Origin of the sequence: Thermoflavimicrobium dichotomicum (assembly GCF_900114055.1) — a bacterium.
Classification (GTDB): domain Bacteria; phylum Bacillota; class Bacilli; order Thermoactinomycetales; family Thermoactinomycetaceae; genus Thermoflavimicrobium; species Thermoflavimicrobium dichotomicum.
In genome coordinates, this window is the sequence record NZ_FORR01000003.1 from 13,884 (window position 1) to 29,139 (window position 15,256).

12 protein-coding genes are annotated in these 15,256 nt (G+C 41.5%); 8 read left to right on the forward strand and 4 right to left on the reverse strand.

Annotation, left to right across the window (positions count from 1 at the left end; all coding sequences use genetic code 11):
- The first annotated feature begins 167 nt into the window (after window positions 1–167).
- From BMZ78_RS04510 to BMZ78_RS04535, 6 genes are all read left to right on the forward strand, one after another.
- The gene (locus tag BMZ78_RS04510) at window positions 168–791 is read left to right on the forward strand and encodes a DUF47 domain-containing protein (RefSeq protein ID WP_093228340.1); all 624 of its coding nucleotides are present in this window, start codon (window positions 168–170) and stop codon (window positions 789–791) included.
- Window positions 784–1,779 (forward strand): inorganic phosphate transporter, encoded by a 996-nt coding sequence (locus tag BMZ78_RS04515; protein WP_093228342.1) that lies wholly within the window; start codon window positions 784–786, stop codon window positions 1,777–1,779. The genes BMZ78_RS04510 and BMZ78_RS04515 overlap by 8 nt, the downstream gene beginning before the upstream one ends.
- 146 nt (window positions 1,780–1,925) lie before the next feature.
- Window positions 1,926–3,779, forward strand: a complete 1,854-nt coding sequence (locus BMZ78_RS04520; RefSeq protein WP_175482289.1) for an IucA/IucC family protein — start codon at window positions 1,926–1,928, stop codon at window positions 3,777–3,779.
- Between the two features lie 15 nt (window positions 3,780–3,794).
- A complete protein-coding gene (locus BMZ78_RS04525; RefSeq protein ID WP_093228344.1) occupies window positions 3,795–5,861 on the forward strand; it encodes an IucA/IucC family protein in 2,067 nt (688 codons plus the stop codon).
- A 4-nt stretch (window positions 5,862–5,865) separates the two neighbouring features.
- The gene (locus BMZ78_RS04530) at window positions 5,866–7,113 is read left to right on the forward strand and encodes an MFS transporter (protein ID WP_093228346.1); all 1,248 of its coding nucleotides are present in this window, start codon (window positions 5,866–5,868) and stop codon (window positions 7,111–7,113) included.
- Entirely contained in the window at window positions 7,107–8,294 is a 1,188-nt protein-coding gene (locus BMZ78_RS04535) for a type III PLP-dependent enzyme (protein WP_245739735.1), read from the forward strand. Before BMZ78_RS04530 ends, BMZ78_RS04535 begins: the two co-directional genes overlap by 7 nt.
- Window positions 8,295–8,463: 169 nt before the next feature.
- Here BMZ78_RS04535 and BMZ78_RS04540 read toward each other — a convergent pair whose 3' ends face one another.
- Complete coding sequence (locus tag BMZ78_RS04540; RefSeq protein WP_093228347.1) at window positions 8,464–9,474, reverse strand: aldo/keto reductase; 1,011 nt, start codon at window positions 9,472–9,474, stop codon at window positions 8,464–8,466.
- Window positions 9,475–9,503: 29 nt separating this feature from the next.
- Entirely contained in the window at window positions 9,504–10,409 is a 906-nt protein-coding gene (locus BMZ78_RS04545) for a zinc dependent phospholipase C family protein (protein WP_093228349.1), read from the reverse strand.
- A gap of 405 nt (window positions 10,410–10,814) precedes the next feature.
- Between BMZ78_RS04545 and pepV the strand changes: the two genes are divergently transcribed.
- Window positions 10,815–12,230: a dipeptidase PepV gene (pepV, locus tag BMZ78_RS04550; protein ID WP_093228350.1), complete on the forward strand. Its 1,416-nt coding sequence runs from the start codon at window positions 10,815–10,817 to the stop codon at window positions 12,228–12,230.
- A gap of 122 nt (window positions 12,231–12,352) precedes the next feature.
- Here the strand turns inward: pepV and BMZ78_RS04555 are convergent, their stop codons facing one another.
- Entirely contained in the window at window positions 12,353–13,843 is a 1,491-nt protein-coding gene (locus BMZ78_RS04555; protein ID WP_175482290.1) for an L-lactate permease, read from the reverse strand.
- 120 nt (window positions 13,844–13,963) lie between these two features.
- On the opposite strand from BMZ78_RS04555, the gene BMZ78_RS04560 reads away from it, so the two are divergent.
- A complete protein-coding gene (locus tag BMZ78_RS04560) occupies window positions 13,964–14,506 on the forward strand; it encodes a helix-turn-helix domain-containing protein (protein WP_093228353.1) in 543 nt (180 codons plus the stop codon).
- Between the two features lie 45 nt (window positions 14,507–14,551).
- On the opposite strand, the gene BMZ78_RS04565 is transcribed toward BMZ78_RS04560, so the two are convergent.
- Window positions 14,552–15,247: a hypothetical protein gene (locus tag BMZ78_RS04565; RefSeq protein ID WP_093228355.1), complete on the reverse strand. Its 696-nt coding sequence runs from the start codon at window positions 15,245–15,247 to the stop codon at window positions 14,552–14,554.
- Window positions 15,248–15,256 lie beyond the last annotated feature (9 nt).

Consider the following 15,256-nt stretch of genomic DNA (forward strand, 5'->3'; position numbering starts at 1 on the left):
GGCATATACTTATTTTTGTCAAGAGAAAATATCTACTTTTATTGTAAAGTTTTTATTAAGAATGAGTTAATCTATATTTAAGTTTTCGTCAAGGTATTTTCAACTTTTTTATTGCGCAGTATTATTATTTAGGCGAAGAAAACTGTTGATGTCAGGAGGAATTTCCATTGTTTTTCAATCGTTCTAAAGATCGTTTGTTTTACCAAACCCTTGTTGACGCTACATCCAATATTCTGGAAGCTGTGCAGTTGTTCCGTGAAAATGTTGAGACGCTCGAAGAAAAAGAAAAGTATGCAGATAAAATCAAAGAACTGGAGTCTAAGGGAGATGAGTACACTCATTTGATTATTCGGGAATTAAACCAGACATTTGTTACTCCATTGGATCGTGAGGATATTCTGGAGCTGGCAATGAATCTGGATGATATTCTGGATGGCATTGAAGCCTGTGCTGCTCGTTTTGTTTACTTGCATGTGGGTCACTCTACTCCTTATCTTGTGAAATTTGCCGAAGTATTGGAGAAATGTGCTACCTATATTCAAGAGGCTTTTATTGCTTTGGAAAAGAGGGATTTTGCGAAGATCCGTAAAATCTCCATTGAGATTAATGTATTGGAGAATGAGGGCGATCGCTTGATGCGCGAAGGGATTGCAGAAATGTTGGCCACACAGGATCTAAATGTTCTTGAGTTCATCAAGATGAAAGAGATATATGAAAAGTTGGAAAGAGTAACGGATACGTTTGAGGATCTGATAAACGTCATGGAAGGTGTGGTCATGAAGTATGCCTGATCCAATATGGTTAATGATATTTGTGATTGCTCTTGCCCTCATCTTTGATTTTACAAATGGATGGCATGATACTGCGAATGCGATTGCTACAGTAGTTGGAACGCGAACTTTATCACCAACAAAAGCGATTATCATGGCAGCTGTACTTAATTTGGCAGGAGCATTTTTTTCAACCGAAGTGGCCAAAACGATCGGAAAAGATATTGTTGACCCAAAAGTGATTAGCAATGTGGTTTTGGTTGCTGCATTGCTTTCCGTGATTATTTGGAACGTTGTTACGGTATTGATGGGACTTCCGACCAGTTCTTCGCATGCTTTGATTGGAAGCTTAGTGGGGGCAGCTGTTGCTTATAAAGGCTTTGCCATTCTAAAAATAAAAGGAATCATTACTATTCTTATTGCGCTTATTGTTTCTCCATTGTTAGGCGGATTGCTTGCTTTTCTGGTGATGAAGTTAATCCGTGTTATTTTTGCTGATACAGCACCATCCAAGGTGAAAAGGATTTTCCGCCCCCTACAAATTTTCTCTTCTGCATTTATGGCTTTTAGCCATGGAGCTTCCGATGCACAAAAGGCGATGGGGATTATCACAATGGCTTTAGTAGCTGGAGGCATTCAATCAGAAATGAAAGTTCCATTCTGGGTTATGCTTTCAGCAGGTTTGGCCATGGCATTAGGTACAGCCATAGGTGGCTGGAAAGTGATTCAAACAATTGGCTCACGCCTCAGTCGCTTGGAAACACCTCATGGTTTTGCAGCAGAAACAAGTGCGGCTTTGCTGTTGGCCACCATCGCCAAAATCGGGGTTCCAGTAAGTACAACCCACACGATTACGGGTTCGATCATTGGGGTAGGCGCAGCTGAACGAATTAAGAGTGTACGATGGAGTGTTGCTGGAAAAATCATTTCAGCATGGGTTCTTACTCTTCCAGGCACAGCTTTAATGGGCTATTTATTTTATTTAGCTCTTCGGGTGTTAGAAAAATAGTGAGCCTGATGGGGGCTCATTTTTTTATTGACAAAATCTGCTCTTTCTCTTAATATGTTAAATGGGTTTGATAATCATTTTCACTTTCTGGTTCTTTTTTTACATTTTCATTGATAATGATTCTCGATGTCAAAGGTGAATGCTTTATGATGAAAAACGAAAAAAAAGCTGCAGACCTTGCTATTATTCAGCGCTTATTTAATGCAATGATTCGTGAATCTTTGTTACCAACATCATGGCAATGGAGAAAACGTCATAAAAAAGAGTTGGTGGAGGAAATCAGGAGTCAATGTCCAACGGATTGGCTCATTCAACTGAATCATCGTGAACAGGAGAGTAAGTGTTATGTTCCGGTAAGGCATGAAGGTGCTTTCACCCGATTTGCCATTTGCCTGCCGATCTTTATACAAAATCATGGTGAGCTTTCCCTGATGGAAGACTTACTTTCGTTTATTGCTTGGGTGCGTGAAGAAGTGGGTTTGTTGATTTCAAAGTCGTTAGAAAACGAATTGGTCAATAGCCGGGACAACCTCATGCTGGCTTATCAGGAAAAAACAAAAAAGCGTGCTTGGCTGAAAGAAATGGCCCAGCAATATACGAAATATAATGATGATTATGTAAATATTGGGGATCTCTTGCAATGGATGAAAAAAGAAAAAGGACTGGATGAATGCTTGTATTCAGAAAGCCTGATCATTGAAGGACATCCCCTGCATCCAGGAACCAAGACCAAACTGGGACTTTCTGTTCAGGAAGTACAACAGTATGCGCCCGAATTTGCCCAGGTCGTTCCATTAAAACTGATCCTCATTCCTAAAGAACAGGTTGAAGTGACAAAAGCCAAAGGCTTTGATTTACACAATGCCATGTTTAAATGGCATCCAGAAGTACTGTCGGTGATGAAATCGGCATGTACGGAGAAAGGAAAGGATCTGGACGACTATCAGTTATTTTTTGTACACCCTTGGCAGTATCAGCATGTTCTTCCTGTGCTGTATCGAGCGGAAAGAAAAGGCTGGATTGAAGTACCCTATTCATTGTCCTCAAAGGCGACTTTGTCTTTTCGAACAATGGCCTTATTGGATAGCGGATATCATGTGAAGCTGCCGGTACGGGTACAAGCGACGAGTGCTGTACGAACGGTTTCCCCTGGTATTACGGTAAATGGACCCTATTTATCTCATTTATTTAACCAGGTCATGGCTCAAGAACCGGAACTGTCTAAACGAATGGTGATGTTACCTGAATGGATGGGAGCCTATTTCCGGAAAGATAAAGATCCAGATGGAACCTATGGACGAAACTTGTCCTTTATATTGCGGGAGAACCCACAGACATTTGTGCAAGATGGCGAGATGGCTTGGGTAGGAGCAAGCTTGACAGCACAAAATCCATTGACAGGTTCCCCCATGATTTTGGACCTGATTCAACAATACGTTGGCGAAAGAGCTCCCGTTACCTTGGAGCATGCTCTTTTATACGTGGATCATTACACCGAGCAATTCCTCACTCCACTTGTTTATTTACTGCAAAAATATGGGGTCGCTTTGGAAGCACATATGCAAAACAGTCTAGTAGTAACCAGAAAAGGAAGAGTTGAGCGATTTATTATTCGAGATCTTGGTGGAGTGCGTATCGATCGCAAACGATTAGAGAAACAGTTAGATCTGACGGCATGCCAGTTTACCTCTGTTTTTTGTGAAGACATGAAGGAAGTGTATCATCTCTTTTTCCATTCAGCGATCCAAAATCATCTGGGAGATATCATATTTACGTTGAGCTCTTATTTTCAAACACCTGAGCAGCCTTTTTGGAATATCGTGCGGAAGCATGTACTACAGGCATTGGATCAAACGGATCCAAATGTGAAAAAGGATCAGGCTGAGTTATTGCAACCTGTTATTCAAACCAAGTCATTATTGGCCATGAGAATGCAGGCTGCCGCACAAGATTATATTTATACTCCATTGAAAAATCCCCTGGTCATCGAAGAGGAATAAAGGAGTTGGGAGAAGATGGCTGTAGAGATACAGAGAATGGAAAAAATGACTCCACTTGAATCCGTTTATCAAAACATATCGGCAGGAAAATGGGATACATACGAAAGGGAAGTCTATGAGTTTTTGGAAAAACAAGAGCCAGCATTGGCTCCTTTGTATAAGGAATATCTGGATAAAGGAAGAGAAACGGTACTAAAAGCATTGGTTTCTGCGATGTTAAGAGAAGATATTGCAGGACTGTCTTCTCAAGCTTTTGATCTTCGTGTGATTGATCGTGTGTATGCTTTTCATGTTCCGATCTGGAAACAGGAGTGGCATCATTTATTAAAAAAACTGAGCAAGCAGGGGTTAAAGGAAAATATCATTTACAAGGTCTATGCATTGAATGACAAAGCTTGGGTGGTCATTCCCGTTCAGGGGCTGTTTGCTTTTAGACGCTATATCATTGACGGACCGATTTATTATGTGACAACAACCGAATTGCGGGCTTTAAAACATCCTGTAGAATGGATTTATTTATTTCAACATTGCGGGGAATATAAATGGGTTGAATTTGCAGAAGAACTGAGAAATGCATGTGCGAATCAAACACTTGCCTATGTTTGTTGGGATCAGAAAAAAAAGAGTTTGAAACATAAGATGGACAATGAAGAAGTTGATCATTTGGTTACATGGGTGTCAAAACAAAAAGAAAAGCAGAGTCAATTTGACAGTCATCTCTTTTTTGAGCAATTTTGTATGGAAGGGCACAATCTGCATCCAAGTGCAAAAACCAAGATGGATATGGAACCGGCTGCCGTATATGCCTATGCTCCTGAGTGCCAAAGCTCTCCACAGCTTTATTTCGTGGCTGTTCATAAAGAGATTGTGGAATGGACCGTTTGGGAAAAACAAGAGGAGCCCAATGCTTGTACGCTGGACCAATATCCCGATTTATTGGATCATGTAAAGAAAAAAGGAATTGATCTGAGCCAATACGTATTGATTCCCGTTCATGCCTGGCAAATGAAACGGGTGATTCCTGTTGTGTATGAACAGGAAATGGCCCAACAGCTGGTCATTCCCATCACTGATTATTATGTGCCATGTAAAGCCAGTTCATCTTTCCGTACCATTCATCCAGAACCTCTTCATGATCGCAGAAGATGGGCGGTGAAAGTGGCAGTCCATAGTCAAATGACCTCAACGGTTCGTTCGATTTCCAGACAAACGGCCAATAATGCTCCTCGCTTTTCCAAATGCATTCTGGAAGTGATGAAGCGTGAACCGGAGTTAAGGAGATACTTTATCCCGATTTGTGAGTGGGCCGGATTTAATCTGAATTCCAAACAAGTATTGAAAAGTCGCAATCTGACTGCGGTGTTTCGGGAACCTGTGGAGGATCATGTAGCTTCTGATGAAGTAGCCATTGTAGGAACGGCTTTATATGCTCCATCGCCATGTATGGATAAGCCCATTTTATGTGAACTTGTCGAGTTATATGCACAAGCGATCAAGGAGCCAAACAAATCTCGGGCAGCCAAACAGCTTATGTATGAATATGCCCAAATCACTTTGTCTGGTTATTTAACCTTGATGGTGAAGTATGGAATCGGATTGGAAGGACATCTGCAAAACAGTATACCTGTATTTAGAAATGGTCGGCCTGTCAAGATGCTTTTCCGAGACTGGGGAGGCGCGCGAATCTATTCAAAAAGGTTAGAAAAATATGCGATTGATATCCATTTTTATCCTGGTTCGCTGACTTTAACTGATCAGGAAGACGAAATGCGCAATAAAGTGTTTTATACTGTATATCAGAATCACCTTGGCGAACTCATTGTGCAATTATGTCAACACTTTGCTATTTCAGAGCAAGAGTTATGGCGAGTTGTGTTTGAGGTTACCGATCGAGTGTTTACTCAGTTAATGACAGATCCAGATGTTCGCCTGGATGCGATACAGGATCAATGCTATTTCTATCAGGAGAAAGTAGCCCATAAGGCGTTGACAATGATGAGATTAACGAAAGATGGACAAGGATATCATTATGTTTCGGTCCCAAATCCACTTTATGCTTATATTGTAGAAAAGGAAATGTAGAAAGATGAAAGTTGTAGTTGAGAAAAGAAAATCAGAATCAAAATTCGCGTTGAAGAATAAGTCGTATCGAATCTATACTTGGGGAAACTTCTTTTCTCGACTTGGTGAATGGATTGATTATACCGTGCTTAATTGGGCGGTATTGGCGTATACTCACTCTCCTTTTTATTTGGCTGTGATCAACGCATGCCGCCTGATCCCTGTTTTTCTGGCCAGTATTCCTGCCGGAGTGATGGCAGATCGTTGGAATCAGAGAAAGGTTTTGGTTCGTTGTCAATGTGTGGTGTTGCTTTTAACCTGTATACTTGCACTCATCCCCTTTGATTCCTGTTTTTGGTTGATGGCTGGGATTGTTACCCTTCGCTCCTTGTTTTCAGCCATCGATTTACCCATCCGCAATACCTATATAACGACATTGGTTTCAGAGCAGCATATGGCAAGTGCGATCTCGTTAAATGCATTGGTACTTAATTTATCCCGGATCATGGGTCCAGCGCTTGCCGGCTTTTTACTGACAAAATATGAAGCAAGTGATCTATTCTGGTTAAATGCATGGAGTATTGGTGTTTATATTTTGACATTGTTGATCATGCCGAGAGAAGAAGATTCCCCAGCTCAGATGAAATCCATTCATTTAAAACAGGATATCAGTGAAGCTGTTCAATATATTCGATCTAATCCCGTGGTCCAATCCTTGTTTATATTGGCAATTGTACCGATGATATTCGGTTTTCCATATACTTCCATGATGCCGCTGTTTGCCAAGCATCTCATGCAGTTAAATGCAGATGGCTTTGGTTTGCTTTTGTCAGCTTCAGGTATGGGAGCCATTCTTTGTTCTTCCTTCTTATCGACCGGAAAGTGGATGGCCGATGGCAAGCGATTGATTCTTTCCATTTTCTTCTTTGGTTTTTTCCTTACTTGCTTCATGTTTGCACATACATTGCTGATAGCAGTGATTATGATGTTTTTTATTGGGTTTATGGGTCAGTGTTATCGAACAATGAGCCGGGTGTCTATACAAGCAGTTGTGCCTGATGAATTGCGTGGAAGAATTGTGAGCATCGCCATGATGGATCGTGGTCTTATTCCATTTGGCTCATTAATCATCAGCCTGGTTGCAGATGTATTTGGAGCTTTATGGGCTGGTTTGTTGATGGGATTGGGCTGTATGTTCATTTCATTGATTGTAGCTGTTTATTGGCGACAAATTTGGGATTTTACATGTAGAAAGGATAGAGAAGCTTGTTGAAAATAAAAAATTATATATTAGAGCAAAAACTTAAGAATCCAAAAGAACCGTTTTGTGCATACCTGTATGATTGTTCCGCATTGCGGGAGCATGTCATTCAGGTGAAAAGGTCACTTCCTGATGGTTGCCAGTTGTTTTATGCGGTAAAGGCGAATTCCCAGGCCAAGATCATTGAAACACTGGCTCCTTTAGTGGATGGATTTGAGGTTGCCTCCTATGGTGAAATCGAGAAGGTAAGAGCAATTGATTCCAATATCCCTCTCATTTTTGGAGGACCTGCCAAGACTGATGCTGAATTACGAGGCGCCATTGAAAAAAAGGTGCGATATATTCACGTTGAAAGTCTCCATGAATTATATCGGCTTCACGAGATTGCCAGTTCCTTGGAGGCAAAAGTTTCGATTTTATTACGGGTGAATCTGCATAGTCCGCTACCGAGTGGACAACTGCAAATGGCTGGAAAAGCAACACAATTTGGCATTGATGAAAGCCAGATCCCAAATGTGCTGGAAAAATTAAAGGAAATGTCTTTCCTTCAATTGCATGGCTTTCATTTTCATTCCATGTCCAATAATCTGGACGAAGAAGCTCATGTTCGATTTGTCTCGTTATGCATCGAAAAAGCACAACAATGGGCGATGGACTATGATGTGCCATTGTCGGTTGTGAATGTAGGCGGTGGTATTGGTGTCAATTATAACGAGGTGGATCAGCAATTTCACTGGTCTGATTTTACGAATCAGTTGAAACAGGTCTTAAAAGAAAAGGAACCATGCCCTGGCATCTATTTTGAGTGTGGCCGCTTTTTGACTGCCGCGTGCGGTTATTATGCAGTGGAAGTGTTGGATATCAAACAAAACCATGGAAAGTGGTTTGCTGTCGTTCGTGGTGGATCGCATCATTTTCGTTTGCCAGCTGCCTGGAAGCATAGTCACCCTTTTGCTGTGTTGGCGATTGACCATTGGTCCTACCCTTTTCCACGGATGGAGATCAGTCAAGTACCCGCGACAGTAGCAGGGGAACTTTGTACCCCCAATGATGTGCTGGCAAGAGAGGTTAAGGTGGAACGACTGCGATTGGGTGACATTTTCATTTTCCAATATGCAGGGGCTTATGGATGGGATATTTCTCATCATGATTTTCTCAGCCATCCTTATCCTGAAATGATTTTCCTGGAATAAAAGCCTAACACCGAATAAGGTGTTAGGCGAGGCTGTTGACAAACCCGGTTTTCCTTTTCCAGTTGAACGACTTCTTGCTCGTTTTTAAGCAACGGGAGTGAAACGGAAAAGGAAAACCGGCATATAACGGATACTTTGTCAACAAGATGGCCTAACACCGAAAAAGGTGTTAGGCCTTTATTCCTAAATCGGAACGAGATGGAGGGCCGAATTTGGCTGGGGGTTGATAAGGAACCGGCACTGTTTCTTTCAGGATTTGATCCATGTATGCCAAGTCTTCGCTGGTGAGTGACCAACCGACGGTTCCTGCTGCTTCTTCCAATTGTTCAGGACGACGTGCTCCCCATAATGCACAGGTAACCCCAGGTTGGTCAAGTACCCAACGAACGGCCAGTTGGGTGATCGATTTTCCTTTTTCTTTTGCAAATGCCTTTAGACGTTCAATGGCTTGTAAATACTGTTTGAAACGTTCACCGGTAAACAGTGGGTGATTATGCCGTAGATCATCTTTGGGGAAAGTAGCATCTGCTGTAAACTTTCCGGTTAATAAACCGTGGGCAAGTGTTCCCCATGTCAATGTACCGATTTGATTTTCATGGCAGTAGCGGAAAACGGTATCTTTTAAATGAGATTGGAACAGGTTCAGTTGAGGTTGATTACTATGTAATGGAGCTACTTTTCGCCATGCGTCCATCTGCTCAGGGCTGAAATTGCTTACGCCGATCGCACGGATTTTACCTGCCTGATATAACTCGTATAAAGTTTCTGCCGTTTCCTCGATGGGAGTATCAGGGTCGGGCCAATGAATTTGATAAAGATCGATATAGTCCGTGCGTAGACGGCGTAAACTGTCATCGATCTCTTTCAAAATCCGTTTTCGACTCGAATTGCGCCAACTTTTTTCTTCTTGATCCCACTCAAGACCCGCTTTGGTGGCGATAATGACTTGATCTCGGCGACCATATTCCTGGATGGCTTTTCCACAAATTTCTTCGGACAGACCAAATCCATAAATGGGTGCCGTATCGATTAGATTAATGCCTGATTCCAAAGCGTATAGAATCGCTTTGATAGCCTCTTTTTCATCCGTTCCGCCCCAGAGCCAGCCACCAATCGCCCATGTCCCCAGACCGATGCGTGATACTTTAAGATCTGATGTACCCAGTTGGGTATATTCCATTCCACAATCCCCCTTTCATTTCCATGACACTAGACTATCGGGTCTGAAAGAACGTTGTCAAGGTTCAGTGAACAATCCTTCCCATGATCATAGGAACGGTTACCGACTAATTGTAACAGGGATTCACGTGTTTCTTCGCCTGTTTCCCAATAGCGGACTACACGTGGCAAGATTCTTTTTCCATCTTGCAAGGCGGCTTCCCATAAATCCCAAAAACTATCGGTGTATGTTTCTTCCTTTATGGCTGGGTGTGTCCAATTTTCTCGTTTGAGGTTTAGATAATCGCGATTGGGAATGTTTTTTTTATGTCGGAAAGGAGCAATAAGCCCAAAGGTGAAAAATGATTTAAGCCCTTGAGGATCAAAGAAGAGTTGAAAAGCTTTTTTCATATGTTGATAGGCTTCATCATAATGGTTGCGTTTCCATTCTTGGTTGCCGTCTGAATAGTATTGGTGAGTGATTTGCCAGAAGATATCGACCAGATGAGATGGAAGATGTCCAATATCGATTTCTGGAACAAGAGGGGTCGACCAGGTTTTCAGATTGCGAAGTTCTAGAGCGATCAATGTATCGATTATCACTTCCAGTTCTTGATGTTTAAATCGTTTGTATCCTGCCCGATAATGAATATAAGGATGGGTCGAATAATCGAGAATATAATGAGTAATAAAACCCAACACATAATCTCTCAAGTCAGCATAAGTTTTGGCTGCTTCAATGAATTCTACCAAAACAGGGCCACAATTTTTGGTATGAAACAAATTGCCGAGCCTCTCACCTGTCTTCTTTTTGGTAAATTGCCAGAAGCGATGAAAAAAGAAAAAATCAGGACCTTGGCAACCTAATTGAAAAAAAGATCGATTTTGTGGAGGAGAGAGTTTCGCTTGTTGAATCAACTCATGCCCAAACAAGATATGGGTCCAAGCATAAGGCAAAGTCGTTTCTCCTTTCTCCTATTTTCATTTTTAATGTAAGCGTGCTATATTGGAAAGAATAAGTCAAGCAGAAGTTATTCATCCCATTGAATTTTGGAGGCGTGAATGGGAATGGATCTGATGAGTGTGGATTGATGGGATGGAAGAAGATGATCCCTACTATCTTCTGAAAATAGATACGATTGGCCCTCGGCATATCTGTTTGACAGCGGATACTAAAGAAGTGGTAGAATCGGTAGGGAAATGGTTCTAAATTAAGTAGAACCGATCTGATTCATGACCCTGTCGAAATGTTTCCGTATGCTCCCAGCTCTAATACTCTCAATTCTCGAGATCCAGATGGATACATATGGGAAGTAACTGATACACCGGATTTGAATTTTGATTATGAGTGGAGGAATATCTATGGCACAAGTGCAATGGCTAGATGAAGTATATAAAAGAAAAGATCAACTTGTGGAAGAATTGGTCAAATTTTTAAGTATTGAAAGTATTTTAGATGAATCGACAGCCGGTAGTGGAGCACCATTTGGCGCCAAAATTGCAGAGGCGCTACAGTTTATGTTGGATTTGGGAGAAAGAGATGGTTTTCGTACTCGCAATGTGGATGGATATGCCGGGCATATTGAATATGGGCATGGAGAAGAGCTAATTGGAGTACTGGCACATGTTGATGTCGTTCCGGCTGGCGATGGCTGGACAACCCACCCATTTGACCCCTCGATCCGGGATGGAAAATTGTATGCACGAGGAGCCATCGATGATAAGGGCCCAGCTATGGCAGCTTATTTTGCGATGAAGATGATCAAGGAATTGGGACTGTCTGTCTCCAAACGGATTCGTTTGATTTTAGGTGGAGACGAGGAAAGTTATTGGCGCTGTATGAAATATTACTTTGAACGGGAAGAAATGCCTGGTATGGGCTTTACACCCGATGCCGATTTCCCCCTGATTATTGCAGAAAAAGGTTTCCTGGATATGAAAGTGATGGGGACTTCAGAACAGGCACGATTAAAAGGATATGAATGGGTATTGGACGAATTTGTGGCTGGACAACGAGTGAATATGGTTCCAGATTATGCGATGGCCAAGTTAACAGGACCTGGAGATGTGTTTGATTTAAAAATGAAAGTGCAGGAATTTTTAATGACTCATCAGATTCAAGGATTTGCAGAAGAAGCCGATGATCATCTGAAAATCATCATGAAAGGACGTGCGCATCATGGTTCGGAGCCAGAGAAGGGATTAAATGCAGCACTGGAATTGGCTCGTTTCTTGAAAGAAGTAGAGCTGGATGTTGAAGGTGCCCGTTACATCCAAATGATTAATGACTTATTTGTGGACAGCTTTTTTGGCGAAAAATTGGGGATTGCCCAAGAGGATGACCGAGTGGGCAAATTAACAGTAAATGCAGGTGTTTTCCAATACAAACACCGGGAAGATCATTATGTACGAATCAATGTACGTTATCCTATCAAAGGAAATAGCAGTGAAATACTGACGGAGATTGAAGAAAAAGTATCCAATTATGGCATGAGATTGACTGATATTGATCATAAGCCTGCTCACTTCTGTGAGCCTGAGCACCCCTTGGTACAAACATTGGCTCGTGTTTATGAAGAGCAGACAGGTCAAAAGGCAGAGCTCATGGCGATTGGTGGCGGCACGTATGCCCGTACCCTGGATACAGGAGTTGCCTTTGGTCCCGTATTCCCAGGCAAACCAGAAACGGCTCATCAAAAAGATGAGTTTATTGAGTTGGAAGACCTCTTTAAGGCGACGGCGATTTATGCACAGGCGATTTATGAGTTGGCGAAGTAACGGCCATACATGTCTGATCAGAATTGGATAATTAAAATGATGAACCCCTGGCATTTACACAAAAAAGTTGCCAGGGGTCATTCATGTGTTGAAATTTGGCTTTTTCCAACACCCCTTTACTTTCATCTCATCATGACAACGAATAGCTCTGTGATTAAAATCAGTAAAGTCCCTATTCCCACCCAACTCATTTTTGCCAACACCTCATTTTCTTTTTCTTTTAATTGTCCCATGGATATGCCTAAGGCAATGCGAGCAGGATGAACCATGGTTAAATGAGAAGAGCTGGTGTTTTGTACCGCTGCGATTAGAGATGTGGAAAGACATAGTTGTTGAGCTGTTTGGACTTGTAGTTGAATAAACATGGAGTTAGAGCCGGTATTGCTTCCAGTTAAAAATCCACCAAGTCCACCGATCACTGGAGAGATCACCCAAAAAGCTTGACCTAATGTCTTTGTGGCTACTTGTGAAAGAATGGCAATCATTCCTGACTGGGACATGATCTCTGCCATCGTGACAAATAAAAAAGTAGACAGGATGACTGGTTGCCAACGCTGGTAGGTATGAATCATACTCGTTTGAATCGTAGACCAGCGGATTTGAAAGATCCAAATGGTATATAGACAGATGAGAAACAAATAGAAACCGGGTGAATAAAAGACTGGTAAAGCGAATGAAATATCAGGAATTTCAATGACGCCAACTGAAAGCAAGATATTTTGCACTTTTGGGACCATTCGAGTTAGCAAGAGAAGCAAAATGAGTAAAAAATATGGGCTAAGACCCAACCATAGTGAAGAAAGGGTTTGCAGATCAGTTGATCGATTTGCTTTCCTTTTCCTCGTACTTACATGAATCCAAGCCATTTCCACACATAATGCGGTTAAGGCACCGAATATGCCAGCGATTTCGACACTAATATGGCTAAATAACCATATTGCTCCGGATAGTGTTCCACTAACGCACAACATCTCTCCCCATCTACGTTGGATTCCATTCCAGCCATCAGCCAGATAACCGATTAAAAAGGTGTAATAAATAAAAAGTGGAATAGAGAGAATGGCGCTGTCAGTACCCAGTTGGTTAAGGGGCATATGGACCAGATGGGATCCAATAACCGTACCTGTAGCCAAAGCTCCCCAGGGAACGGCCATTAAGCTGGTCAATGAGACCAGAACAGCTTTAAGCGGTGTAAACTGTAAGGATATCATGATTGGAAGAATAAAAATGGCTCCAAGTCCAAAACCACTGGCTGATTCAATTAATGGAGAAAGGCAGACAGCCAATATGAGTGCCTGACGAATCGGATCCTTGACAGTCTGGGCTAAATAAGCTGTAAATGATTTCATTACGCCTTTTTCCTGAAGTAAATGAAATAGTAGGATTCCAAAAAATAAAACATAGGCGACGACAGAGGTAGTTAACCCTCCCTTGATTATGGAATCTTCAAGTTTTGAAAATGGTTGATGAAAAGAAGATGGACTTAAAGTTATCCATATAACCGTCAGGCATCCAATCCATCCAGCACGTACAATAGGTTGTTGAAAGAGAAAAATCGCCACAAGTACAGCGATGATCGGACTAAGGGCAATGAGGACAGAAAACATATTCATCTTCACCTTCCATTTTCTCATCTACTATGGTATATAATTTCTACTATAGTAATCATATTCTACTGTATGTTCCTTTTTCAAGATAAATATCTACTATAGTAGAAATCAGGAGGTGAAGCGATGAGATTGGGAAAGAATATTCATAAAATGCGTAAGGAAAAAGGCTGGTCACTTCAGGAGTTATCGGAACGAAGTGGGGTCAGTCGTGCCATGTTGTCTAAAATTGAGCGAGAAGAAAAAAATCCGACTGTACAAGTGGCTTGTCAGATTGCTGAGGCATTGGAAGTCACTTTGTCAAAATTATTGGGTGAGGAAGAAAAAACACATTATAGGCTGACAAAAAAAGAGCAGCGAATGGTGTACCGTGATGCAGAAACAGGTTTTGAGCGGCACTTGTTATCCATGGCAAGAGGAATTGAGTTTATTTTGAATGTCCTGCCAGCAGGGAAGACGACGGGTGTTTTTCCTGCTCATAAATCGGGTGTTATTGAGCACGTTGTGGTGGCTAAAGGATCACTTCAAGCTCAATTTGGTGATCAAAGGGTAGAGTTGAATGAAGGAGATTCAATCTGGTTTGAAGCGAATGTGCCTCATTCCTTTTATAATTTCGGAAAGGGTGATTGTATTTACTACTTGGTGATTGACTCAAGTGCGATTTCATAAAAAAGGCAACACCTATTCGTTTAACGAATCAGGTGTCGCCTTTTTTCATCGTCTGGAATCATCTGGCCTATATTGTTGGTGAAACAGTTGATAAATAAATGAATCTTTGTCCTGGAAAGAGGGAGGAAGTGGACGCATGATTTGGATCGGAACTTTATATTTCAACAAAACCCGATGGATCGTAATAAACTCTGATTTTTTATATAAAGGTGAGTTTACGTTATTTAAATCCACCGTCGATCCATCTTTGAAGTAAAGCATGTAGCGTAAACGCAGGTCTTCATGTGTTTTTGGCGGGATATTTTTGATTTCGTAATCCAAAACCAGTTTTTCGATTTGATTCCACTCTTTTATTTTGTTTCCTTCCACGGTAAGAAATGGATTATAGTGAATTCCTTTGGCAGTCACTAACAGATAATTATCAAAGCACAATAAAACCAAAGGACTGGCGATAAGGTAGAAGGCGACGAAGATATAAAAGCGTCGTTTCAGTCGTTCGGGTTGGCATCGGAGTTTTACAAAGGAGAAGATAAAATAAAGCAAAAGCAGCAAGAAGATAAAAACAAAGACATAAGACCCAATCGTTCCCATGATATAAACCTGATCAGGTTCGGCATGCGTTGTTTGCTGCAGATAAATAAAACCGATCCAACCTAGGAAAGATAAAACAAAAATAGAGCATCCCGTCATTAATCGTCTCAGCAGTTTCCTTGGTTGTTGCTGTTTTTTGATTGGTATCATGTAAGGCAT

Coding starts and splice junctions, on each gene's coding strand:
- BMZ78_RS04515 (WP_093228342.1), top strand. CDS start 784: ATGCCTGATCCAATATGGTTAATGATATTTGTGATTGCTCTTGCCCTC.
- BMZ78_RS04520 (WP_175482289.1), top strand. CDS start 1,926: ATGATGAAAAACGAAAAAAAAGCTGCAGACCTTGCTATTATTCAGCGC.
- BMZ78_RS04525 (WP_093228344.1), top strand. CDS start 3,795: ATGGCTGTAGAGATACAGAGAATGGAAAAAATGACTCCACTTGAATCC.
- BMZ78_RS04530 (WP_093228346.1), top strand. CDS start 5,866: ATGAAAGTTGTAGTTGAGAAAAGAAAATCAGAATCAAAATTCGCGTTG.
- BMZ78_RS04540 (WP_093228347.1), bottom strand. CDS start 9,474: ATGGAATATACCCAACTGGGTACATCAGATCTTAAAGTATCACGCATC.
- pepV (WP_093228350.1), top strand. CDS start 10,815: ATGGCACAAGTGCAATGGCTAGATGAAGTATATAAAAGAAAAGATCAA.
- BMZ78_RS04555 (WP_175482290.1), bottom strand. CDS start 13,843: ATGAATATGTTTTCTGTCCTCATTGCCCTTAGTCCGATCATCGCTGTA.
- BMZ78_RS04560 (WP_093228353.1), top strand. CDS start 13,964: ATGAGATTGGGAAAGAATATTCATAAAATGCGTAAGGAAAAAGGCTGG.
- BMZ78_RS04565 (WP_093228355.1), bottom strand. CDS start 15,247: ATGATACCAATCAAAAAACAGCAACAACCAAGGAAACTGCTGAGACGA.